Origin of the sequence: Kribbella sp. NPDC006257 (genome assembly GCF_040613535.1) — a bacterium.
Classification (GTDB): domain Bacteria; phylum Actinomycetota; class Actinomycetes; order Propionibacteriales; family Kribbellaceae; genus Kribbella.
On sequence record NZ_JBEXSJ010000037.1, the window covers coordinates 49,407 to 70,400 of the forward strand.

The following is a 20,994-nucleotide window of genomic DNA, read 5'->3' on the forward strand; positions in this document are numbered from 1 at the left end:
ACTCCTCGGCTGCGAAACTGTTCAACCCCTACGCTTTTCATCGTAAGCACTCCTCCTCCAGCGAAGGAACACCGCGATGAACAACCTGCTCAGCACCCTCGGCCCGCTGCTCGCCCCGTACGACGTACCGCTCACCGCCGCCGACAAGGAGCACGCCCACGCCACGATCGACAAGGCCGCACGGCAAGGCACCCTGCACCTCCCGCAGGCGACCGAACGCCACGACCTGCTCGAAGCCGCCCGAACCCGCGGCGACCTCCGGCAGGTCCTCGACGGCCTCGAGCGCCAGCCGTCCAAGGGCCTGGCGACAGCACTCCAGGTCGCGTCGGCCGGCTGGCTGGTGGTCTGCGTCGTCCAGTTCGTGATCTGGCTGGTTCTGGCCGGGTTCGGGCACATCGACTGGCCGTGGTGGCTGTGGTCGGACGTCGGCCTCGGCACGGTCGTCGCGATCCTGTGGTGGACCAACGAGTCCGCCTACCACCGCAAGTCGCAGCTGGTGGCGGTCCGATGAGCGCCCCGGTCCAGCTCACCGATGTGCACAAGATCTACGGCACCGGTCCCAGCGCGGTCACCGCCCTCGACGGAGTCACCTACGGCTTCGCGCAAGGCAGCTTCACCGCGGTGATGGGTCCGTCCGGCTCCGGCAAGAGCACGCTCCTGCACTGCGCGGCCGGGCTGGACGAACCCACGTCCGGCGAAGTGTCACTGGCCGGTACGCCGTTACGCGGACTCGACGAGACCGCCCTCACCGCGTTGCGTCGTCAACATGTCGCCTTCGTCTTCCAGGCGTTCAACCTGATGCCCGCGCTGACCGTTCGCCAGAACGTGGTCCTCCCGCTGACGCTGGCCGGCCGCCGGCCCGACGACGCCTGGGTGACCGAGGTCATCCGCCGGGTCGGGCTCGGCGACCGGACCAAGCACCGCCCGAGCGAGCTGTCCGGCGGTCAGCAGCAGCGGGTCGCGATCGCCCGTGCGCTGGCCGGTTCCTCCGCGATCACCTTCGCGGACGAGCCGACCGGCGCGCTCGACACCCAGACGGCGACCGAAGTACTGCAATTGCTGCGCGATCAGGCCCGGGCAGCCGGCCAGACGATCGTGATGGTGACGCACGATCCGGTCGCTGCCTCGTACGCCGACCAGGTGGTCTTCCTCGTCGATGGCCGGATCGTCTTCGAAACCCCCTCCCCGACCGCCGAAGGCGTCGCCGCTGTGCTCGCCAAGTTGTCCAGAACGAAGGTGCCGACATGATCAGGCTTGCCCTTTCCAGCTTGCGTTTCCGGACGGCAGCGTTCCTGGCGATCTTCGTCGCCGTCCTGCTCGGCAGTTCGCTGATGGCAGCGGCCGGTGGGTTGCTCGAGACGGGCCTGCGCCTGAACGCCGAGCCGCAGCGACTGGCCGCCGCCCCGATCGTGGTGACCGGCCGCCCGGCGTACCACCCGCCGAACGGCTCCGGTTCGGTCGCCTACTCCGAACACCACGGCGTCGACCCCACACTCGCAGCCAAACTGTCCCGTACGCCGGGCGTCGGCAAGGTCGTCCCCGATATCTCCTTCCCCGCGGTCATCGCTCCAGGCAAAGACACCCAACTCGGCCACCCCTGGACCGCAGCCGCCCTCACCCCCTACACCCTGACCACGGGACAAGCCCCGAAGCCCGGTGAGGTCGTACTCGACCCAAGCCTGCTGACAAAGAAAGTCAGTGTCGGAGACAAAGTACGCGTGATCGTCTTCGGTGAGGTGCGGGAGTTCACGCTCGCCGGGATCGCCACGCCGGGCCGTCGGGTCGACGTACCGTCCATCTTCTTCTCGGCCGACGACACCACCCGGTACGCCGGTACGCGGGTCGATGCCCTCGGCATCTTTCCGGCGAACGGCACCTCTGCCAAGGTCCTGGCGAAGCGACTCGACCTACCCACCGGCGTCTCGGCGCTGACCGGTGACGAGCGCGGCGCGGCCGAGTTCGCAGGGATCGCAACCAGCTTGCCGTTGATCATCTTGTCGGGCGTGTTCGGTGGCATGGTCGCCGTGGTGATGGCACTGGTGGTCTCCGCAACGATCGGCCTGTCGGTCCGCCAGCGCCGCCGCGAACTCGCCCTGCTACGAGCCAGCGGCGCCACCCCGGCCCAGGTTCGCAAGATGGTGATCGCCGAGACCATGCTCGTCGCCCTAGCAGCGCTAGCCGGCGGTCTGCTCCTCGGCCGGACGATGGGCCGCTGGATCTTCGGCCTGCTCACGGACAACGGAATCGTCCCGAATGCCCTCCGCTTCGACCAGAGCATCCTCCCCTTCGCCGGAGCCGCGCTCCTCACGCTGGTCATCCTCCGCGTGACGGTCGGCTTCGCCGCCGGCCGGGCAGCGGCGATCAGGCCGATTCAAGCCTTGAACGAAGCCGTGGTCCCGCCCGTCACGATCAGCCGCGTCCGCCTCGTCATCGGCGCGGTCTTCGCCGCCGCCACGGTCGGAGTCGGCGTCTCCACGATCTTCATGAGCCCCACCAACGCGGCGGCGATCGGCGGCCCCGCGGTGCTGACCGGCTCCATCGCCGTCGCGGTCCTCGGCCCGATCGTGATCCGCGCCCTGCTCACGACCCGGATCACGAACTATCTCGAGAACCAAGGTGTGAGCGGAATCCTCGCGGTCATCAACCTCCGGGTCCGTGCCGTCCAGTTCGCGGCGATCCTGGTGCCGATCACACTCGCCTCAGCGATTGCCCTGGGCAACATCTATTCGCAGACCACTCAGCAGAAGGCGGCTGTCGAGGCCTACACGGACAACCTGCACGCCGACGTGGTGGTGACCAGCTCCTCGGGCGGGATCCCGGCCGGCCTGTTCGACCAGGTACGCAGTACGGAAGGTGTGTCCGCGGCGTCCGAGCTGGTCCGGAGCAAGGGGTGGATCGAGGAGCCGTACGACACGACTCACACGAGTGACCCGTGGCCGTTGCTCGGCATCAACGGGCCTGTTTACAAGGGAAAGGTCCGGGCCGGATCGCTGGTCGATCTGAAGGGGCAGAGCATCGCGATTCCTCCGAAGGCGGCGAAGAAGCTGAAGGTCGGGGTCGGCGACGAACTCGGAGTACGGCTGGGGGACGACGCCTTGGTGAAGGTGAAGATCGTGGCACTGGTCGACGGCAGTTCGGGGTACGAGTCGCTGATCCTGCCGGCTGACCTGCTCGCGCAGCACACCACCTCCGGGCTGCCCAGTCAGGTCTTGGTGCGTACCAAAGTCAAAGCCTTGAATCTCGATCTGCAGAACTGGCCCGGGGCAACCATGGGTGATCGGGACCTGCTCTCGGCCGACTACGACGCCGGGCTCGGGGTGGATGCGTGGATCAGCTACCTGCTGGCGGCGATCGCCATCGCGTACACGGCGATCGCGTCGATCAACACGATCGCAGTCGCAGTGCTGGACCGGCGGCGGGAGTTCGGTCTCCAGCGCCTCACCGGCTCCACCCGCAAGCAGATCTCCAAGATGCTCTACCTGGAGAACTTGATCATCGCCGCGATGGGCCTGGTTCTCGGAGTCGCAGCCGCCTGCTTCAGCATCTTCCCCATCGCCATCGCCACCCGAGGCTGGCCGCTCCCGTCAGGCCCGCTCTGGCTCCTAGGCGCCTGGGTCGCCCTGGTCCTCCTCCTGGTCCTCCCAGTCACCGCCATCGCCGGCCGAATCGCCATGCGCCCCAAGCCAATGGACGCAGTCAACTCCCCCGCCGGGTAAACGCAGGGCGCACGGAGCCCGGGCAACCGCGCCTAACCCGGTGCCCTGAGGCGGACACCCCGTGGCGGGCACCCCGTGGCGGCGCTCCGCGGCGGCGCTCCGCGGCGGTGCTCCGAGGTGGGTGCTCCGAGGTGGAGTGCGGGAGTGCCAGGGCTCCTGAGGTCAGGCGGGGGTGATCCAGGCGTAGCCGCCGTCTTCCAGGCGTACCACCTGGAGGCCGGCGGCGAGTCGGCGTACGTCGTCGGTCTCCAGTACTGCGGGCGCCGGACCCGCTACGTCGAGCACGATCGCCGCCGCACCCTCCTGGACCGCGGCAGTAGCCACCAGTTGCGCCTGAGCCGGCATCGGCCGAGCCTCCGGACTCCACCGAGCCAGGCTCTCCGTACTCGTGAACGCCAGGAGCGCGTTCCGCCCGTCCTGCCCCTGCAGCAGCGCCACCGCCATGTCGGACGTCTTGTCGTGCGCGAGCCCCCGCTCGTCGTACTCGACCTCGCCCAGCATCGCCACCACCGGCACGAGCAGCCGCGCCTTGGTCAGAGCCAGCAGGATCGCCCCCTGATCGCGCGCCACCAGCGCGGCACCGAGCGCGGGATCAACCGACCCGTCGTCGTGGTCGAACCCGGTAAAGGCCAAGCGGCGTTCTGGTTGCACCCGCCCATTGTCCCCGGAGCACGGTTTCAGGGTGGCGTCAGGGCTGTTCCCCTCTTGGATCCTGCGCTACCTGTGCGAGCCTGGGGATGTGTCCAACTTCGATGGTGCAACGATGCTGCCGCTGTGTGTCGGTCTGACCCTGCTCGGCCTGATCGGCTCGTGGCTCGCCTGGAAACGCCGCGGCCTGGCTGCCGGGACCCGCGGCGTCGCCTGGTCGCTGCTGCCGGTCTCCCTGTACATGACCGGTCTGCTGAAGCTGCTTTGGGACATCGTGAGGTCCACGGTGACGTGGTTCACCCATCTGGTCTTCCACCCGTCCGTCTGGGCCGGCGTCGCGCTGTTCGGCGTCTCCGTCGTCCTGTACGTCGTGTCCGGGGTCGCCCGTGGCCGCGGCGGGAGCAAGTCCGCGGAGAAGACACCGAAGTCCAAGCCCGCCGCTGGTGAGTTGACCGCCACCGGCCCGGCCCCCGCCTCGGCCTCCGTCCCTGCCAGCAAGCCTGCCAAAGCCTCCAAGGCGAAGGCTTCGAAGCAGGAGTCGTCGGAGTTCGACGAGATCGAGGACATCCTGAAACGCCATGGAATCAACTGACCGCCTGACCAGCGAACCAGTCACTCCCCTGACCATCGACAGCCTGCTCGACCACGTCCAGACCACGCCCGCCCGGCTCGGCCGGACCCGGCTGATCAGCATCGACGGTCCGGCCGGCTCCGGCAAGAGCACCCTGGCCGCGCGGTTCGCCGCCCGCGCCGAGGCCCGCGACCTTCACACCTTGATCATCCACATGGACGATCTGTACGACGGGTGGGACGGAGCCGTCCGTGGCTTCGGGCTGCTCCGCGACCATGTGCTCAAGCGGCTCGCGGACGGCCGCGAGGGGCGGTACCGGCGGTACGACTGGAACGTGGGCGCGTACGCCGAACTGCACGTCGTACCGGTGACCCTGGATCTGCTGATCGTCGAGGGTGTCACCTCGGCCGACCGCGATGCCGATCCCTGGCAGTCGCTGCGGGTCTGGATCGAGACCAGTAACGAGGTCCGGCTTGACCGTGGCATCGCCCGCGACGGCGAGGCGCTGCGCGACCGCTGGCTCGACTGGATGCGCTGGGAACGCGACCACTTCGCCGCCGAGCACACCCGCGCCCGCGCGAACGTCGTCGTCGACGGCTCGCCGTCGGTCCCGCACGACCCCGAGCTCGAACTGATCGCCAAGGCGGTCAACCTCGTCCACGACTCCGCCGCATCGTAGGGGCCGTGGTGTCCGTCACGTGGTTGTAGCGGACAGCGGCGGTAGCGGTGGGTAAGGATGAGTTCATGAGCGTTTTGCCGTCGGGCGATCAGTGGACCATCCGGGCCGGTGGATACAGCGGGACCGTGGTGAGTGTCGGAGGTGGGCTGCGCGGGCTGACCTACCAGGGGCGCGAGCTGCTGGTCGGATATCCCGAGGACAAAGGTGCGCACGCCGGGATCGGGCAGCACATGTTCCCGTGGCCGAACCGGATCACCGACGGGAAGTACACCTTCCAAGGCGTCGACCAGCAGCTGTACCTGAGCGAGCCGGCCCGCTCGAACGCGATCCATGGGCTGACCCGCTGGGCCAATTGGGAGCGCGTCGACGACGGGATCGACGAGTCCGTGGTCGAGGTGGCGCACCGGCTGCACGGCCTGCCGGGGTACCCGCACCAGCTCGATCTCGGGATCACCTACCGGCTCGGCGACGAGGGGCTGACCGTCACGGCCACAGCGGCCAACATCGGCGCGAGCGACGCGCCGTACGGGTATGGCACGCATCCCTATCTCAGCGTCGGGCGCAAGATCGACGAGTGCGAGCTGGAGTTCACGGCCGAGAAGTGGCTCGAGGTGACGCCGGACCGGTTGAGTCCGATCGGAACGGCGGCGGTTGCGGGTTCGCAGTACGAGTTCGGCAAGGCGCGGCTGCTGCAGGACCTCGATATCGACAACGCGTTCACCGGATTGCCTCCGGTCTGGTCGGTGACGCTGACTGATCCGGACAGCGGGAATCGCGCCGTACTGACCAGTGACACGCCCTGGATGCAGCTCTATAGCGGGAGCGCGATCGGGCGGGCCGGGCTCGCGGTCGAGCCGATGACGTGCCCGCCGGACGCGTTCATCAGCGGCGAAGACCTGATCGTGCTGAAGCCGGGCGACGAGCACACCACGACCTTCCGCATCAGCTGCTAGAACGGAGCGTTGCTAGAACGGACCGTTGCTAGGCCGGACCGCGGTCAGGCCGGCTCAGCGGTGGAGCCGGCGCCGTGCGAGCGGGCGACCGCGGCCAGCTGCTTGGCCGCGGCGCTCGCCCTGCCGCCTTCGGAGGCCTGCACGGCCAGTACGCCGAGTCGGTTGCCGTCGGCATCGAACAGCTGGAGCCACGGATCGCCCGGGTTGAACCGAAGCTTCTTCACCTCGGTCCAACCGAAGCGATACGACTTGAAGACGTTCCGCACGACCAGCGCATCCTCGTACGCCGTGACGCGGACCGTCCCCATCCGGTAGAGCAGCCACAGCACCACGCCGAAGAACGCCAGCAACGTCAGCCGCTGGAACCAGGAGAACGTCGCCCGGGACTCGGCGTCGAACCGGAACCAGATCACCGCGAAGACCGCGACGATGCAGACCCCCATCACCGCGGTCATCATCGCGATGATCGCCGGATGAAAGGTCCACAGCGGCTTCGCCTTCTCAGGATCGTGCTTCACGGCGTCGCCCATGGCGTCAGATCCGGCAGGCGTGGATGTCGGTGGTGAGGATGGCACGGGCACCGATCTCCCAGAGCTGGTCCATGATCCGCTGCGCTTCGGCTCGGGGCACCATCACGCGGACGGCGACCCAGCCTTCGCGATGAAGGGGTGACACCGTCGGCGACTCGAGACCGGGCGCGACCTCGTTGGCAGCCTCGACCGCTTCGGCGCGGATGTCGTAGTCCATCATCACGTAGTTGCGCGCGACGAGGACGCCTTCCAGCCGGCGGACGAGCTGTTCGAGCCCGGCCGGCTGCGCGACCCCGTTGCGCCGGATCAGGACAGCCTGTGATTTAAGGATTGGTTCACCGAATACTTCAAGGCCTGCCTGGCGCAGCGTCGTACCGGTTTCAACGACGTCCGCGATCACATCCGCAACGCCGAGCTGGACTGCTGATTCGACGGCGCCGTCCAGCCGTACTACGGACGCCGTGACGCCGTTCTCGGCGAGGTGATCGGTGAGGATCCCGGCGAACGAGGTCGCGATCCGCTTGCCTTCGAGGTCCTTGACCGATTCCGCGATCCCCGGGCGACCGGCGAATCGGAAGGTCGAGCCGCCGAAACCGAGCTCCATGATGATGTCGGCGTCCGCGTGCGAGTCATAAACCAGGTCGCGACCCGAGATGCCGATGTCGAGGGTTCCCTCACCGACGTACACGGCGATGTCGCGCGGACGCAGGTAGTAGAACTCGACCCCGTTGTCCGGGTCGGTCAGGGACAGGTCCTTGGTGGTCCGGCGCTGCCGGTAGCCGGCCTCGGTCAGGATGCCGGTGGCGGCTTCGCTCAGCGAGCCTTTGTTGGGTACTGCGACGCGCAGCATGGCATTTGGCCAATCTGTGAGAGGTGAACCGGTGATCTGTAGCGGCTCCTACAGATGTCGGTACACGTCGTCGAGGCTCAGGCCGAGCGCATGCATCATCACCTGCGCGTGGTAGAAGAGCTGGCTCAGCTCTTCGGCGGCCCGTTCCTTGCCCTCGTACTCGGCGGCCATCCAGGACTCGGCGGCCTCCTCGACCAGCTTCTTGCCGATCGTGTGCACGCCGGCATCCAGCGCTGCCACCGTGCCGGAGCCCTCCGGTCGGGTCAGTGCCTTCTCGCCCAGCTCGGCGAAGAGTTCGTCAAAGGTCTTCATCGCGGGACCCAGCCTAGAGGTCGGGGCCTGGCTGGTTGCGATCAGGTCTCGCTCTCCGGACCTGCCGCGCTCGCGGCGGCCAGGGATCGAGGTGGCGAGTGGGCGTCGACGTACCAGGCGTGGCGTTCTCTGAGCAGCCTCCTGGCCATGGCGTGATCCAAGCCTTCGTTCTCCTTGCGAAGGTGGAACGGAGGCGGGAAGTAGCAGTCGCCGAGCAGCATCACGCCGGCGTCGGGGACGGTCACGACGACCGAGTCCGGGGCGTGGTTTCCGCCGACATGCCGCACCTGTACGCCGTACGCCAGCTCGCGGACGTTCTCGAAGGTCTGGTGCGGAAGCCGGATCTCGAAGCCGTCCCAGTCGGGCATCGCGAGCGCCCGAGCCCTAAAGCTTGGACCAAGCCTTGGATTTTCCCTCACCTGATCCCGAAGGTACCGATGGCTCCACGGCCTCTTCGCCTCCTGTGCGAGCAACTCGGTCGCCGAGGCGTGGGCGATGATCTCGACGTCGTTCCAGGCGGACGCGCCCCAGGTGTGATCCCAGTGATGATGCGTGTAAACGAGCGCCGTGGGCGCCGGCAGACCTGCGTCTTCGATCGCCTGCTGAACCTCACGAGCATGTGCCGGACTGTTGCCGGCGTCGACCAGGATGCTGCCCTCGTCGCCAGCGATCAACGCCACCGAAGCACGGACGTTGTCCGGGTCCGGGTCATGCGGATAAAGCCACACCCGCCCGCTCACCTGCTGCAACTTCTCACCCATCTGGCAGACGATAACTCCCATGCCCACCAGAGCCCGCACCCTAGGAATCACCCGCGGCACCCTCCCGACCGGCCCCCTGAACGCCATCACCGACGTCCCCGGCGTCCTCGTCGGCCACACCACCATCACCAACGGCACCACCCTCCACACCGGAGTAACAGCAATAGTCCCGCCTGGCTTCACCCCCAACCCACTCACCGCAGGCGGGTCGGTCGATGGCGCGGACGGATCGGTGGACGCTCACGCCGGAGCGGAGCGCGAAGGTGAACCGCCGGGTGCAACCGCGGCCGGTGAAGGCGGATCGGCGGGTGTCGCGGGCAAAGCGCTGAACGCAGGCGACGGATCGGCGGGTGGCGACGTCGGAGGGGTTGGGTTGGCGGGTGGGGCTCGGCCGGCGTTTCCTGCTGCGGTTGCGGTGGGGAATGGGTATGGGAAGTTGGTGGGGTCTACTCAGGTCGGCGAACTGGGGGTGCTGGAGACTCCGATTCTGTTGACGGGGACCTTGTCTGTCTTCCGGGTGGCCGACGCGCTGGTGACCTGGTTGCTCGACCGCGATCCGTCCGCGACCAGCCTCAACCCGGTCGTCGGTGAAACGAACGACGGCTTCCTCTCCGACATCCGCCGCCGCCCGATCATCCCCGAACACGTCTTCGCCGCCCTCGACACCGCCACCTCAGCCCTCCCGGCGGAAGGCTGCGTAGGCGCCGGCACCGGAACCGCAGCCCTGGGTTTCAAAGCCGGCATCGGCACCTCCTCCCGCCAAACTTCAGCCGGCACCATCGGCGTCCTCGTCCAATCCAACTTCTCCGGAACGCTCACGGTGCTCGGTACGCCGATTCCTGCACCTAAAGCAGCCGGTACGCCGGGAGGTAACTCCTGCATGATCGTCGTCGCCACAGATCTCGCCCTGGATTCCCGCCAGCTCGGCAGAATCGCCCGCCGAGCCGTCTTCGCGATGGGTCGCGTCGGCTCCGACTACGCACCTGGCAGCGGCGACTACGCGATCGCCTTCAGCACCGCGACCACCAGCACCTTGCCCGAATCCACTCTCAACACCTTGTTCCAAGCCACGATAGAAGCAACAGAAGAAGCCCTCCTGAACTCCCTCACCATGGCCGTCGACACCACCGGCTACAACGGCAACACCCGCCACGCCGTACCCCTCGAAGCTCTCAGCGCTCTCGTTTCGGGGTGATGCCGGCAGCTACCAAAAGGCCGAAGGCAGACACTGCTGCAACCGTGCGAATCAGATGGGCGACCTGCCAGCGGTCGCGTACAGAAGCCCAGTCCGACGGCGGCACCTGCACCGACCAGTCCAGCTGATCAGCGTTGATCGGAAGGTTCACCGCGAGCGTCACCGCGAACACCACCACCAGCAACGCCACCGCCGCCAGACCGAACCATCGGTCGTTGCCCCCGGCCCGCATCCTGATCACAGTGATGATCAAGGTGCTAACCAAGGCCGGGATCAAGGTCGCCGATGCCAACTTGTCCAGGGAATCGAGCTCGACCAATCGCACTTGCGTATAGATCGCGGAATCGTAAGCCCGTAAGGAATTCTCGAGAACCAGCACAGCCAGGAGAAAGCCGGAGAAGAGCCCCGTGAAGAGCAGGCTCACACCGCGCACGACGACGGCAGCCGGGCGAACCGTGGTACGAGGCTGTTCAAAGGTTGTCAGAATCATCAGTAGCCCACGCTGACCGGCTGGTTGACCATCGCGTTGTCGTCGAGCGCTGCCAGCATCAGGTGCGCGACGTCGGCTCGCGAGACGCTGTAGGTCCGCGGAACGGTGTCGCCGATCGAGATCCGGTACTTGCCGGTCAGCGACTTCCCGGTGAGCTTGGGCGGCCTGACGATGGTCCATTCGGTCCCGCTGCTCATGATGTCGGCCTCCATCACCCGGAGATCGGCGTACACCTCGGCCGCGAACGCGTTGATCATCGGCAGCACGACGCGCCGGTTGAGGAAGCTCTCGTCGGGCGGGATCGGGCCGAGCGGGATCGCGCTCACCGCGACGAACCGCTGTACGCCGACCGCTGCCATCGCGGCGAGGATCGAGCGAGTGCTCTCGGAGGCGACCGGCCCGGCCTTGCGGCTGCGCGCGCCGACGCCTGAGATCACCGCCTGGCTGCCATCGACAGCCGGTCGCAGCGCCTCCGCATCCTTGAGACCCGGCACCCGGAAAACCTCCAGCGACGGATGGCTGACGTCGTACGCCGACGTCTCGCGCACCACCGCGGCGACCTTGTGGCCCGCTGCCAAAGCTTGTTCCACGACCTGTCCGCCGATCCCGCCCGTCGCGCCGAACACCGTGATCTTCATCAGGTACCGTCCCTCATGTCAGCTGAAACTCATATAGTATGGGAATCATAATATATGGAATCGAGAGAACCTAGTGATCTGCGTCGCCATCGCCGGGCCGGGACGGCGGTCAAGGCCGCCCTGCGCGACCTGCGGGTCGAACTCGCTCTGCTGAACCACCAGATCGGCGGCCGGCTGGCGCTGAAGGACATCGACCTCGACTGCCTGGACGTACTCGCTCAGAACGGCCCGCTCACCCCGAGCGCCCTCGCCCGCCAGGTCGGCCTGCATCCGGCGACCCTGACCGGGATCCTCGACCGCCTCGAACGCGGCGGCTGGATCGCCCGCGACCGTGCCGCGACCGACCGCCGCAGCGTCACCATCCGGATCCTCCCGGACCGCAACCGCGAGGTCTTCGGCTTGTACAGCGGCATGAACCAAGCCATGGACGAGGTCTGCGCCACCTATTCGGAGGCCGAACTCGAGGTGATCACGACCTTCCTCCAACGCTCCGCCGAAGCCGGCCGCACCGCAGTCGCCAAACTCGGCGAGGACGGCTAGACCTCCAAGGCAGGGCGAACGCGGGCAACTCGCGGCCGGAGCACCCACAGGCCTGGGCGAACCGCCACGCCATCAGTAGTCGGTACTCGAGCCCATGTGAGGTCGGCGCTGAGCGAGACGCCACACGCTGACCCGCAGTACTGATGGCCTGCAGGTCCGCAACCACCCTCCGCTGCGGTCAGGCTTCGTAGGTTTTGAGGATGTTGTGGGCCAGGCGGGTTAGTTCTTGGCGGAGTTCTGCGGGTTGGAGGACTTCGAGGTCGCCGGCGAAGCGGATGAGTTGGGTGGCGGCGTTGCCGATGGACTCGATCGGGACCTCGACGGTGATAGTGCCGTCCTCGGCCGGCTCGGCGCCGGTGTCGGTGATTGCCTTGAGCAACAGGGTCGCCGAGAGATCGGCCAATCGGCGTACGAGTGAAGGCGCGATCCGGACAACCGCATGCCCGGTGAACCGGCGTTCTTCGAACTGGTCGAGGTGCTCCTGCCAGTAGTTCGGCAGGTCGAAGCCGGCCGCGCGAGTGAACGGCTCGTCGGTCGTGCTGAGCTCGAGAATGTTGGAGACCCGGTAGGTCCGGATCTCGTTCCCGGAGGACGAAGCCGCGACGTACCAGCTGCCGTTCTTCAGCACGAGCCCGTACGGCGAGAGCGTGCGCTCCACCTCGCGCGGCGCCTCCCAGCGCCGATACAGCACCTTGATCCGGCGATCGTGCAGCACCGCCTCGGCGATCGCTGCGAGATGCGGGGATTCCTCGGCATCCTTGTACCAGGCCGGAACATCGAGATAGAAGCGATTCTTGAGCCGCCCGGCGCGATCGCGTTGTTCGGGCGCTAGCGCCGCTAGAAGTTTGAGCTCTGCTCCACTCGTCTGCTCGGTCAACCCGAGCGCGGCAGCCGGCCCAGGCATCCCGACCATGAAGAGAGCGGCGGCCTCCTGCTCAGTCAGCCCGGTCAGCTTCGTGCGATACCCGTCGACCAACCGGTATCCCCCGGCCCGCCCCTGGTCGGCGTACACCGGAACCCCCGCCGCGGCGAGCGCCTCCACGTCGCGGTAGATGGTGCGCAGCGAGACCTCCAGCTCGTCGGCCAACTCGCGCGCCGTCAGCTGCCTCCGCGTCTGGAGCAGCAGGAGGATCGACAGGAGCCGGCTTGAGCGCATAGTTCAAGACTAGTTTTAAACACTGCCACGAAGTGTCAGGTTTCACCGACAAGCTCGGGGCATGAGCAAACTGACCAGCGATTTCGACTTCCTCACCGGGCACTTCGATGTCGTCAACCGCGTCCTGACAACGTCAGGCGAGTGGCAGGAGTACCCGAGCACCTGCACCGGCCGGACCCATCACGAGGGCGCCGTGAGCATCGACGAAGTGCGGTTCCCGACCAGATCGGCGTACGGGATGTCGCTTCGGCTCTTCAACCAAGACACGAAGGAATGGACCGTCTACTGGGTGAGCAGCTCGACCGGCAAGCTCCAACCACCGGTTCGCGGCAAATGGTCGGACGGACGCTGCACCCTGTACGGCGTGGACGAGGTCGGCGACGCCGAGATCCCCGTGCGGCTCATCTGGTCGGACGTCACCGACGAGACCGCGCACTGGGAGCAGGCGTACGAGATCGACGGCGAGTGGCAGACGAACTGGACGATGGAGCTGACCAGGAGGGATTCCGAACCGCCCGCACTGGATCTCCCGAAGGTGACCGGCGACTTCGACTTCTTCGTCGGCGACTGGGACGTGCAGCACCAGCGCCTGGACAAACCGCTGACGGGCAGCGACGACTGGAGCACGTTCCCGGGAACCGCTTCGGCGTACACCTTGTTCAATGGCGCGATCTGTGTGGACGAGACCTTCTTCCCCACCAAGGATTTCGACGGATTGACCGTCCGGCTGTACGACGTCGAGGCCGGCTCCTGGGCGATCTACTGGGTCAACAGTTCGCGGGGCGTTCTGGAGCCGCCCGTCTACGGCGGGTTCGGGCTCGACGACTTCGGGATCCTCGAGGGACCCGATGAGCACGAAGGCCGGCCGGTCGATGTCCGGTTCCGCTGGACGAAGGGCGACGTACCGGTCTGGGAGCAGTTCTTCTCGGCCGACGACGGGCAGACCTGGGAGAGCAATTGGACGATGACCTTCACCCCGCGCAAGGTGACCAGCGATTTCGACTTTCTCAACGGGTACTTCGATGTGGAGCACCGGCGGTTGATCAAGCCGCTGACCGGGAGTTCCGAATGGGAGTCGTTCTCCGGGACCTGTAGTGCACGGACGCATTTCGACGGGGCGATCAGCATCGACGAGATGCAGTTTCCGAGGAGTTCGTCGTACGGAATGTCGGTGCGGCTGTTCGATCCGGTGGAGAAGGACTGGACGATCTACTGGGTCAGCAGTACGACGATGGAACTCCAGCCGCCGGTGCGAGGCAAGTGGTCGGACGGTTCCTGCTGGCTTACCGGCGAGGAGGAATACGACGGGAAACCGATCCTGGTCAGTTACGCGTGGTCGGACATCACCGCTGAGACCGCACATTGGGAGCAGTCTTTCTCGGATGACGGCGGAAAGACCTGGGAAGTCAACTGGACAATGGAATTCACCCGACGGGCCAGCGAACCACCCCGGGTCGACACCCCCAAAGTCACCAGCGATTTCGACTTCCTCGTCGGCACCTGGAACATGCACAACCGCCGTCGCAAGCCGTATCTGGGCGAGCCGGCCGAGTGGTACGAGATGGACTCCCAGATGGAGGTGTGGAGCTACTTCGACGGCGCCGTCAGCTTCGACGAAGGCTGGTTCCCCACCGAGGGCTTCCGCGGCGCCACCCTCCGTCTCTACAAGCCTTCAACCAACACTTGGTCCATCCACTGGATCAACAGCCGACGCGGCAAACTCGAATCCCCCGTCATCGGCTCCTTCACCCCCAACGGCCGAGGCATCTTCGAAGCCCCAGAACTCTGGGACAACCAAGAGGTCCTGGTCCGCTTCACCTGGACCCCCGGCCAAAACCAAGCCGCCTGGGAACAAGCCTTCTCCCTGGACAACGGCCAAACCTGGCTCCCCAACTGGCAAATGACCCACACCCGCACCAGCTAGAACCGCTTCCGGACCGCCAGGCCATCAGTACAGTTGCCACCGCCATCAGTACAGTTGCCACCGCCATCAGTACCGCGCAGCGGCAGGCGCAATCAGCGCTCACCGCGGCCGCTGCCGCCGTGTACTGATGGCGTGGCGGTCCGGCCACCTACAACGCGCGGGTTGCGAGCAGGGTTGCGAGGGCGGCTTGGGTTGATTCGTAGCCTTTGTCTTCTCGGCTGTCGGGGAGGCCGGCTCGATCCAGGGCCTGGGGATCGTTGTCGCAGGTGAGGAGGCCGAAGCCGACGGGGACGCCGGTGTTGACGGAGACGCCCATCAGGCCTTCAGTGGCGGCCTGGCAGACGTATTCGAAGTGGGGGGTGTCGCCGCGGATGACGACCCCGAGCGCGACCACCGCGTCGTACCCGCTACGGGCAGCGTGGAGCGCCGCGACCGGGAGTTCGAAGGAGCCGGGGACACGGACGATCTTGTAGTCGGTCACGCCCGAGTCGGCCAGCGCGCGCTCAGCACCCGCGACAAGAGAGTCCGTCACTTGAGGGTGCCACTGGGCCGCGATGACGGCGACCCGGACGCCTTCCGCACGGGGGATCTGAATCGTGGGTGCTCCGCTTCCCGACATCAGTTGGCTCCGTTCTCGTCCGTGCCGGTGGGCAGGTGGTGTCCCATCCGGTCGCGCTTGGTCCGCAGGTACCGCAGGTTGTGTTCGGTCGGGTCGATCGAGATGCCGCGGCGTTCGATCACGTCGATGCCGTAGCCCTGAACGCCCGCCAGCTTGTCCGGGTTGTTCGTCAGCAGCTTCACCGAGGTGATCCCCAGATCGGCGAGAATCTGCGCCCCGGTCCCGTAGTCGCGAGCGTCAGCAGGCAGCCCGAGATCCAGGTTCGCGTCGACCGTGTCGCGCCCGGCGTCCTGCAGCTCATAAGCCTGCAGCTTGTGCAGCAGCCCGATCCCGCGTCCTTCGTGCCCGCGCAGGTAGACGACAACGCCGCCCTCGGCGGCGACCTGACGCATCGCCTCGTCCAGCTGAGGTCCACAGTCGCACCGCAGCGACCCGAAGACGTCACCCGTCAGACATTCCGAGTGCAACCGAACCAGCGTCGGCTCCGGCCCGATCTCACCCCGGACCAACGCGAGCTGCTCCGACCCGTCGACCGTGTTCCGGTAGCCGTGGGCAACGAAGTCGCCGTACCGGGTCGGCAGCGTCGTCGTCGCGACCCGCTTGATCTGGCTCTCGGTCCGCCGCCGGTAGCGGATCAGGTCTTCGATCGAGACAAGAACCAAGCCATGTTCATCGGCGAAGGTGCGCAGCTCGGCGCCCCGTTTCATCGTCCCGTCGTCATTTACCAGCTCCGCGATCACGGCCGACGGCCGCAGCCCGGCGATCCGCGCCAGGTCCAGCGACGCCTCGGTGTGCCCGGGACGAACCAGTACGCCGCCCTCCCGAGCCCGCAGCGGGAAGACATGCCCGGGTTGAACCAAGTCGTAGGACTCCGACGCCGAATCGGCCAGCACCCGGATCGTCCGGGCCCGATCGGCCGCCGAGATCCCCGTCGTCACCTTGTCGCGAGCATCCACCGAGATCGTGTACGCCGTCCGCAGGCGCTCCCGGTTGTGCGGCGTCATCAGTGGGATCCCCAACCGGTCCAGCTCGGCCGCCTCCATCGGGACGCAGACCACCCCCGAGCTGTAGCGGATCAGGAACGCCAGCAGCTCCGGCGTCGCCTTGGACGCGGCGAAGACCAGGTCGCCCTCGTTCTCACGATCCTCGTCGTCGACCACGATCACCGGGCGGCCGGCCCGGATCTCGTCGACGGCGTGCTCGATCGTGTCGAGCTTCAGTACTTCACCCATGTCAGCCCACCACTACCGGTTCGGGCGTCGTACCGACCGCCGTGCGATTCTGGATCCGCCACCACGACGCGAATCCGAGGACACAGAACAGTCCGTACACGACATACATCGTCGCGGACGGGTAGAACTTCGACTGCACGAGCAGCGGTACGCCGACCACGTCGACAGCGATCCAGATCAGCCAGAACTCGACGAAGCCGCGCGCCATCCCGTAGGTCGCCAGGATCGATCCGGTCAGGATCCACGCGTCCCACTGCGGCCCCCACGAGCCCAGCGCCTTCAGCACGGGATAGGCGATCGCGTAGAGCACGACCCCCACGCCGAGCAGCTCGAGCCGCTGACGAGCAGTCGCCCACCGAGGCTGTACGCCGACGCCCGCGCCGCTGTGGCGGGTCTGGTACCAGCGGTACCAGCCGTAGACGCTGACCAGAGCGAAGAACACCTGCCGCCCGGCCTGGCCCCACAGGTCCTTGTCCTGCGGCGTATCGAAGACCCCGCCGACGAAAACCGTGAACAGCAAGACGTTTCCGACGATGCCGACCGGCCAGGCCGCCACCAGGCGACGCATCCCGAACAGCGCACTCGCGAGCCCGAAGACGTTCCCGACGATCTCCCGGACCAGCACCGGCGAGCCGCCGATCGTCACCTGGGAATGCAGCAACCAGTCCATCAGTTGCCTCCAGCAACGAGTAGCCGCTCGACGTACTTGGCGATCACATCGACCTCGAGGTTCACCGTGTCGCCGATCTTGTTGCGGCCGAACACGGTCAGCTCGAGCGTGGTCGGGATCAGGCTGATCCCGAAGGTCCCGGTGCTGTCATCCACATCGGTGACGGTCAACGAGACTCCGTCGACCGCGATGGAGCCCTTCTCCGCGACGTACCGGAGGATCTCCGGCGGAGCAGCGATCCGGACGACCTCCCAGTGCTCGGCCGGCTGCCGGCCGGCGATCGTGCCGGTGCCGTCCACGTGCCCCTGGACGATGTGGCCGCCGAGCCGCTCGTGCGCCTTGACCGCGCGCTCGAGGTTGACGGTCGAGCCCTTCTCGACGGCACCGAGGCTGGTACGCCGGAGCGTCTCGCGCATCACGTCGGCGGTGAAGGTGCCGTCACCGGTGTCGACCACGGTCAGGCAACAGCCGTTGACCGAGATCGAGTCGCCGTGCCCGGCGTCCTCGGTGACCAGCGGGCCGCGGATGGTGAGCCGCGCCGCGTCGCCGTCCAGCAGATCGAGCGACTCGACGGTGCCGAGCTCTTCGACGATTCCGGTGAACATCTACTTCCCTCCCAGGGGAGTCAGGGTGAGCCGGACGTCGTCGCCGAGGCGGGTGACGTCCGCAAGGTTGAAGCGCCGTAACTGCTCGATAGATTCCGCGCCCAGGTCGCCGATGGCCGAGAAGCCGGACCCGAGCAGCGCGGGCGCGACGTACGCGACGATCTGGTCGACCAGGCCCGCGCGCAGGAAGGCGGCGGCCAAGGTCGGGCCACCTTCGAGCCAGAGGTGCCGGATCTGGTGATCGTCGAGTTGCCGGAGCACCTCGGCGGGGTCGTGGGTCGGGAGCAACAGAGTCTCGGCGCGGTCGTTGCGGACCCGCGCCGTCGCCGGGATCTCGCGGTCGCCGACCACGACGCGTAGCGGCTGGCGAGCGGCCGGTACGTCGTTCTCGTCGCGCACCGTCAGTTCGGGATCGTCGTCCAGAACCGTTTGGGTGCCGACAGCAATCGCGTCGCACTCGGCGCGCTTGCGGTGCACGTCGGCGCGGGCGAGCGTGCCGGTGATCCACTTGCTCGACCGGTCCTTCGCCGCGCTGCGCCCGTCGAGTGTGGTCGCGAACTTCCAGGTCACGAACGGTCGCCCGGTGCGGACGCTGTGCAGCCAGATGTGGTTCACGGCTTCGGCTTCGTCTTGCAGCAAGCCTTGTTCCACGACGATGTTCTTGCTCGCCAGCTTCTCGGCGCCGCCGGCGGCCTGCTTGTTCGGATCCGGGACGGCGTACACCACCCGGGCGATCCCTGCCTCGATCAACGCGTCGGCGCACGGCCCGGTCCGGCCGGTGTGATTACAGGGTTCGAGCGTGACGTACGCCGTACCGCCGCGGGCCTGCTCGCCCGCCATCCGCAGCGCGTTGACCTCCGCGTGCGGACCACCGGAGTACGCGTGGAAACCCTCGCCGACCGGATGGCCGTCGCGATTGGTGATCACACTGCCGACGACCGGGTTCGGGTGCGTGCTGCCGATGCCCTGCGCGGCGAGTTCGACGGCGCGACGCATCCACGCGCTGTCGATCGGCGAAACGTTCTTCACTGACGGGTCCCTCGTTGTCACGGACGCGCCCGGGGCCATGACAACCGGCGTGCACGATCCGGACCCCCGGTCGCGCGCAGCCTGCGGGGCCGCGTCGTCCGGACGCCGGAGCGTTCCCGCCGATCGCGTGCGCCTCCCATCCGGACTTTCACCGTCGGTCCTGGAATTCCACCAGGTCAACCGGCCGAGAAACTGCCTCGGCCGGGTCGCGGACTGTCACCGCCGGCTCGGAATTACACCGACCCCGGAGCACGCGAGTGGGTTCACTCGTGCCTCAAGTGTGCCACTGTCGCGAAAACCCGGTACGACCCAGGTCACATCCTGGACCGGTTTGCCGTTACCGGTCTGACCGGTAACGTACTCGACATGACGATCAAGATCGCGGTACTGGGCGCCGGCGGCGTCGGCGGATACTTCGGCGGCCGGCTGGCCGCCGCCGGACATGAGGTCACCTTCATCGCCCGCGGGGAGCACCTCGCGGCGCTGCAACGCGACGGGTTGTCCGTCGAGAGCGTGACCGGCGACTTCGTCGTCGAGACCGTCCGAGCGACCGACAAGACCGAGGAAGTCGGTGAGGTCGACTATGTCCTGCTCGGCGTCAAGACCTGGCAGCTTGAGCCGGCAATTGCGTCGCTGAAGCCACTCATCGGCCCGAACACCGCGGTCGTCACCACACAGAACGGAGTCGAAGCCCCGCACCAGGTGGCGGAGGCAATCGGGCGTGAGGCGGTTCTCCCCGGTGCGGTCGAGGTGATCGCGTTCCTCGACGGACCCGGGCGCGTCCGGCAGATCGGCGGCGGTGGCAAACTCACCTTCGGGGAGTGGGACAACCAGTTGACCGAGCGGGTCGAGCGACTCCGCGATGCACTGCAGGAATCCGGCTTGATCCCCGCGGTGGCGCCCGACATCTGGGCCGCCCTCTGGTCCAAGTTCCTCGCGCTCGGCTCGGTCGGTGCGATCGCAACACTTGCCGACGCGCCGTACGGCGTACTTCGCTCGCGACCGGGCCTCCGGCAACTGATCCTGGACAGCATGGCCGAGATCCAGCAGGTGGCGAAGGCAGCCGGCATTCAGCTGCCGGCCGACGCCGTCGACACCACGGTGGCCTTCCTCGACAGCTTGCCGGAGGCGGGCACCACCTCGCTGCAGCGCGACATCAACGCGGGCCGGCCTTCCGAACTGGAGGCGTGGACCGGCGCCGTCGTTCGGATCGGCAGGCAGACCGGCACGCCGACGCCGGTCAACGACGTTCTCTACGAGCTGGCGGGAGCCCGGGCGCGCCATGGCGGTTGATCTGCTGGCGTTCCCGTTCATCGGTGGACGCCACGCGCTCAACTTCGTCGGAACGCTCGGCAAGCGAGGCCAGGGCGACATCGAGAGACTGGGCGCTCCTGCCGATCTCGTGCGCTGGGCCGAGCAGGCCGGTCTGGCGAACTGCACCGCCAGCGCGGCTGATCTCGAAGCCGCACGGCAATTGCGCGAGGCGATGTATCGGTTGACGATGGCGACTGTCAGCCGGGTCCCGGTCCAGACCGAAGATGTCGCCGTGATCAACGAGTGGGCCGCGCGCGAGACCGCCGTACCGGCACTGGCGCTTCGATCGGGAGTACTGGAGCGCGACGATTCCGAGTCGCCGGCGTCCGCAGTACTGGCTGCTGTTGCGCGGGATGCGATCGATCTGCTCACCGGGCCGGAGGCCGCGTCGATCCGCGGGTGCGAAGACCCCACTTGCACTCTGCTGTTCGTCGACACCAGCCGCAGCAATCGCCGCCGCTGGTGCTCGATGGATCGCTGCGGGGCTCGGGCGAAGATGCGCACCCTCAGATCCTCCAGCTGAAGGGCGTGCCCGATCGGGTAAACGGTTCGTCCCGGCAGG

The 20,994-nt window shown here is 67.2% G+C and carries 24 protein-coding genes and 1 riboswitch; of the genes, 11 read left to right on the top strand and 13 right to left on the bottom strand.

Annotated features, from left to right (window positions below):
• The first annotated feature begins 76 nt into the window (after positions 1-76).
• The 3 genes from ABZ004_RS32900 to ABZ004_RS32910 are packed head-to-tail and all read left to right on the top strand — an operon-like array spanning position 77 to position 3,716.
• Positions 77-511, top strand: a complete 435-nt coding sequence (locus ABZ004_RS32900; RefSeq protein WP_355685103.1) for a hypothetical protein — start codon at positions 77-79, stop codon at positions 509-511.
• The gene (locus ABZ004_RS32905) at positions 508-1,248 is read left to right on the top strand and encodes an ABC transporter ATP-binding protein (protein WP_355685105.1); all 741 of its coding nucleotides are present in this window, start codon (positions 508-510) and stop codon (positions 1,246-1,248) included. Before ABZ004_RS32900 ends, ABZ004_RS32905 begins: the two co-directional genes overlap by 4 nt.
• Positions 1,245-3,716, top strand: a complete 2,472-nt coding sequence (locus ABZ004_RS32910) for an ABC transporter permease (protein ID WP_355685106.1) — start codon at positions 1,245-1,247, stop codon at positions 3,714-3,716. The genes ABZ004_RS32905 and ABZ004_RS32910 overlap by 4 nt, the downstream gene beginning before the upstream one ends.
• A 162-nt stretch (positions 3,717-3,878) precedes the next feature.
• Here ABZ004_RS32910 and ABZ004_RS32915 read toward each other — a convergent pair whose 3' ends face one another.
• Entirely contained in the window at positions 3,879-4,367 is a 489-nt protein-coding gene (locus tag ABZ004_RS32915) for an SseB family protein (RefSeq protein ID WP_355685107.1), read from the bottom strand.
• 88 nt (positions 4,368-4,455) lie between these two features.
• Between ABZ004_RS32915 and ABZ004_RS32920 the strand changes: the two genes are divergently transcribed.
• From ABZ004_RS32920 to ABZ004_RS32930, 3 genes are all read left to right on the top strand, one after another.
• Positions 4,456-4,956, top strand: coding sequence for a hypothetical protein (locus ABZ004_RS32920; RefSeq protein ID WP_355685108.1), 501 nt, complete (start codon positions 4,456-4,458; stop codon positions 4,954-4,956).
• On the top strand, positions 4,943-5,614 hold the full coding sequence (locus ABZ004_RS32925; RefSeq protein WP_355685110.1) for a hypothetical protein: 672 nt from the start codon (positions 4,943-4,945) through the stop codon (positions 5,612-5,614). The genes ABZ004_RS32920 and ABZ004_RS32925 overlap by 14 nt, the downstream gene beginning before the upstream one ends.
• Before the next feature lie 65 nt (positions 5,615-5,679).
• Positions 5,680-6,567 (top strand): aldose 1-epimerase family protein, encoded by an 888-nt coding sequence (locus tag ABZ004_RS32930; RefSeq protein ID WP_355685111.1) that lies wholly within the window; start codon positions 5,680-5,682, stop codon positions 6,565-6,567.
• A gap of 44 nt (positions 6,568-6,611) precedes the next feature.
• On the opposite strand, the gene ABZ004_RS32935 is transcribed toward ABZ004_RS32930, so the two are convergent.
• The 4 genes from ABZ004_RS32935 to ABZ004_RS32950 are packed head-to-tail and all read right to left on the bottom strand — an operon-like array spanning position 6,612 to position 9,020.
• Positions 6,612-7,097, bottom strand: coding sequence for a PH domain-containing protein (locus tag ABZ004_RS32935; RefSeq protein WP_355685112.1), 486 nt, complete (start codon positions 7,095-7,097; stop codon positions 6,612-6,614).
• 4 nt (positions 7,098-7,101) lie between these two features.
• Positions 7,102-7,947 (bottom strand): ATP phosphoribosyltransferase, encoded by an 846-nt coding sequence (hisG, locus tag ABZ004_RS32940; protein WP_355685113.1) that lies wholly within the window; start codon positions 7,945-7,947, stop codon positions 7,102-7,104.
• Between the two features lie 48 nt (positions 7,948-7,995).
• Positions 7,996-8,259, bottom strand: coding sequence for a phosphoribosyl-ATP diphosphatase (locus ABZ004_RS32945; RefSeq protein WP_355685114.1), 264 nt, complete (start codon positions 8,257-8,259; stop codon positions 7,996-7,998).
• Between the two features lie 41 nt (positions 8,260-8,300).
• Positions 8,301-9,020, bottom strand: coding sequence for an MBL fold metallo-hydrolase (locus ABZ004_RS32950; protein WP_355685115.1), 720 nt, complete (start codon positions 9,018-9,020; stop codon positions 8,301-8,303).
• A 19-nt stretch (positions 9,021-9,039) separates the two neighbouring features.
• Between ABZ004_RS32950 and ABZ004_RS32955 the strand changes: the two genes are divergently transcribed.
• A complete protein-coding gene (locus ABZ004_RS32955) occupies positions 9,040-10,215 on the top strand; it encodes a P1 family peptidase (protein WP_355685117.1) in 1,176 nt (391 codons plus the stop codon).
• Here the strand turns inward: ABZ004_RS32955 and ABZ004_RS32960 are convergent.
• Both ABZ004_RS32960 and ABZ004_RS32965 read right to left on the bottom strand, forming a co-directional pair.
• A complete protein-coding gene (locus ABZ004_RS32960) occupies positions 10,193-10,705 on the bottom strand; it encodes a DUF1772 domain-containing protein (RefSeq protein ID WP_355685119.1) in 513 nt (170 codons plus the stop codon). The genes ABZ004_RS32955 and ABZ004_RS32960 overlap by 23 nt on opposite strands.
• A complete protein-coding gene (locus ABZ004_RS32965) occupies positions 10,705-11,343 on the bottom strand; it encodes an NAD(P)H-binding protein (protein WP_355685121.1) in 639 nt (212 codons plus the stop codon). Before ABZ004_RS32965 ends, ABZ004_RS32960 begins: the two co-directional genes overlap by 1 nt.
• 54 nt (positions 11,344-11,397) lie before the next feature.
• Here ABZ004_RS32965 and ABZ004_RS32970 point away from each other — a divergent pair, with 54 nt between their 5' ends.
• Positions 11,398-11,883: a MarR family transcriptional regulator gene (locus tag ABZ004_RS32970; RefSeq protein ID WP_355685122.1), complete on the top strand. Its 486-nt coding sequence runs from the start codon at positions 11,398-11,400 to the stop codon at positions 11,881-11,883.
• A 178-nt stretch (positions 11,884-12,061) separates the two neighbouring features.
• On the opposite strand, the gene ABZ004_RS32975 is transcribed toward ABZ004_RS32970, so the two are convergent.
• Positions 12,062-13,039 carry a WYL domain-containing protein gene (locus tag ABZ004_RS32975; protein ID WP_355685124.1) on the bottom strand — a complete coding sequence of 326 codons (978 nt, stop codon included), beginning with the start codon at positions 13,037-13,039 and terminating at the stop codon, positions 12,062-12,064.
• Between the two features lie 61 nt (positions 13,040-13,100).
• On the opposite strand from ABZ004_RS32975, the gene ABZ004_RS32980 reads away from it, so the two are divergent.
• Positions 13,101-14,963, top strand: coding sequence for a hypothetical protein (locus ABZ004_RS32980; protein WP_355685126.1), 1,863 nt, complete (start codon positions 13,101-13,103; stop codon positions 14,961-14,963).
• A gap of 148 nt (positions 14,964-15,111) precedes the next feature.
• Here ABZ004_RS32980 and ribH read toward each other — a convergent pair whose 3' ends face one another.
• Genes ribH through ribD form a run of 5 tightly spaced genes read right to left on the bottom strand, consistent with a single transcriptional unit; the run spans position 15,112 to position 19,085 of the window.
• The gene (ribH, locus tag ABZ004_RS32985) at positions 15,112-15,582 is read right to left on the bottom strand and encodes a 6,7-dimethyl-8-ribityllumazine synthase (RefSeq protein ID WP_355685128.1); all 471 of its coding nucleotides are present in this window, start codon (positions 15,580-15,582) and stop codon (positions 15,112-15,114) included.
• Positions 15,582-16,814, bottom strand: coding sequence for a bifunctional 3,4-dihydroxy-2-butanone-4-phosphate synthase/GTP cyclohydrolase II (locus ABZ004_RS32990; protein WP_355685129.1), 1,233 nt, complete (start codon positions 16,812-16,814; stop codon positions 15,582-15,584). Before ABZ004_RS32990 ends, ribH begins: the two co-directional genes overlap by 1 nt.
• 1 nt (position 16,815) lies before the next feature.
• Positions 16,816-17,484, bottom strand: coding sequence for a nicotinamide riboside transporter PnuC (gene pnuC / locus ABZ004_RS32995; protein WP_355685131.1), 669 nt, complete (start codon positions 17,482-17,484; stop codon positions 16,816-16,818).
• Complete coding sequence (locus tag ABZ004_RS33000) at positions 17,484-18,089, bottom strand: riboflavin synthase (RefSeq protein ID WP_355685133.1); 606 nt, start codon at positions 18,087-18,089, stop codon at positions 17,484-17,486. The genes pnuC and ABZ004_RS33000 overlap by 1 nt, the downstream gene beginning before the upstream one ends.
• Positions 18,090-19,085 (bottom strand): bifunctional diaminohydroxyphosphoribosylaminopyrimidine deaminase/5-amino-6-(5-phosphoribosylamino)uracil reductase RibD, encoded by a 996-nt coding sequence (gene ribD, locus ABZ004_RS33005; protein WP_355685168.1) that lies wholly within the window; start codon positions 19,083-19,085, stop codon positions 18,090-18,092.
• Positions 19,086-19,241: 156 nt separating this feature from the next.
• Positions 19,242-19,375, bottom strand: a riboswitch (FMN riboswitch).
• A gap of 109 nt (positions 19,376-19,484) precedes the next feature.
• Here ribD and ABZ004_RS33010 point away from each other — a divergent pair.
• Complete coding sequence (locus ABZ004_RS33010) at positions 19,485-20,411, top strand: 2-dehydropantoate 2-reductase (protein ID WP_355685135.1); 927 nt, start codon at positions 19,485-19,487, stop codon at positions 20,409-20,411.
• Positions 20,401-20,955 carry an ABATE domain-containing protein gene (locus tag ABZ004_RS33015; RefSeq protein WP_355685136.1) on the top strand — a complete coding sequence of 185 codons (555 nt, stop codon included), beginning with the start codon at positions 20,401-20,403 and terminating at the stop codon, positions 20,953-20,955. The genes ABZ004_RS33010 and ABZ004_RS33015 overlap by 11 nt, the downstream gene beginning before the upstream one ends.
• The last annotated feature ends 39 nt before the right edge of the window (positions 20,956-20,994 follow it).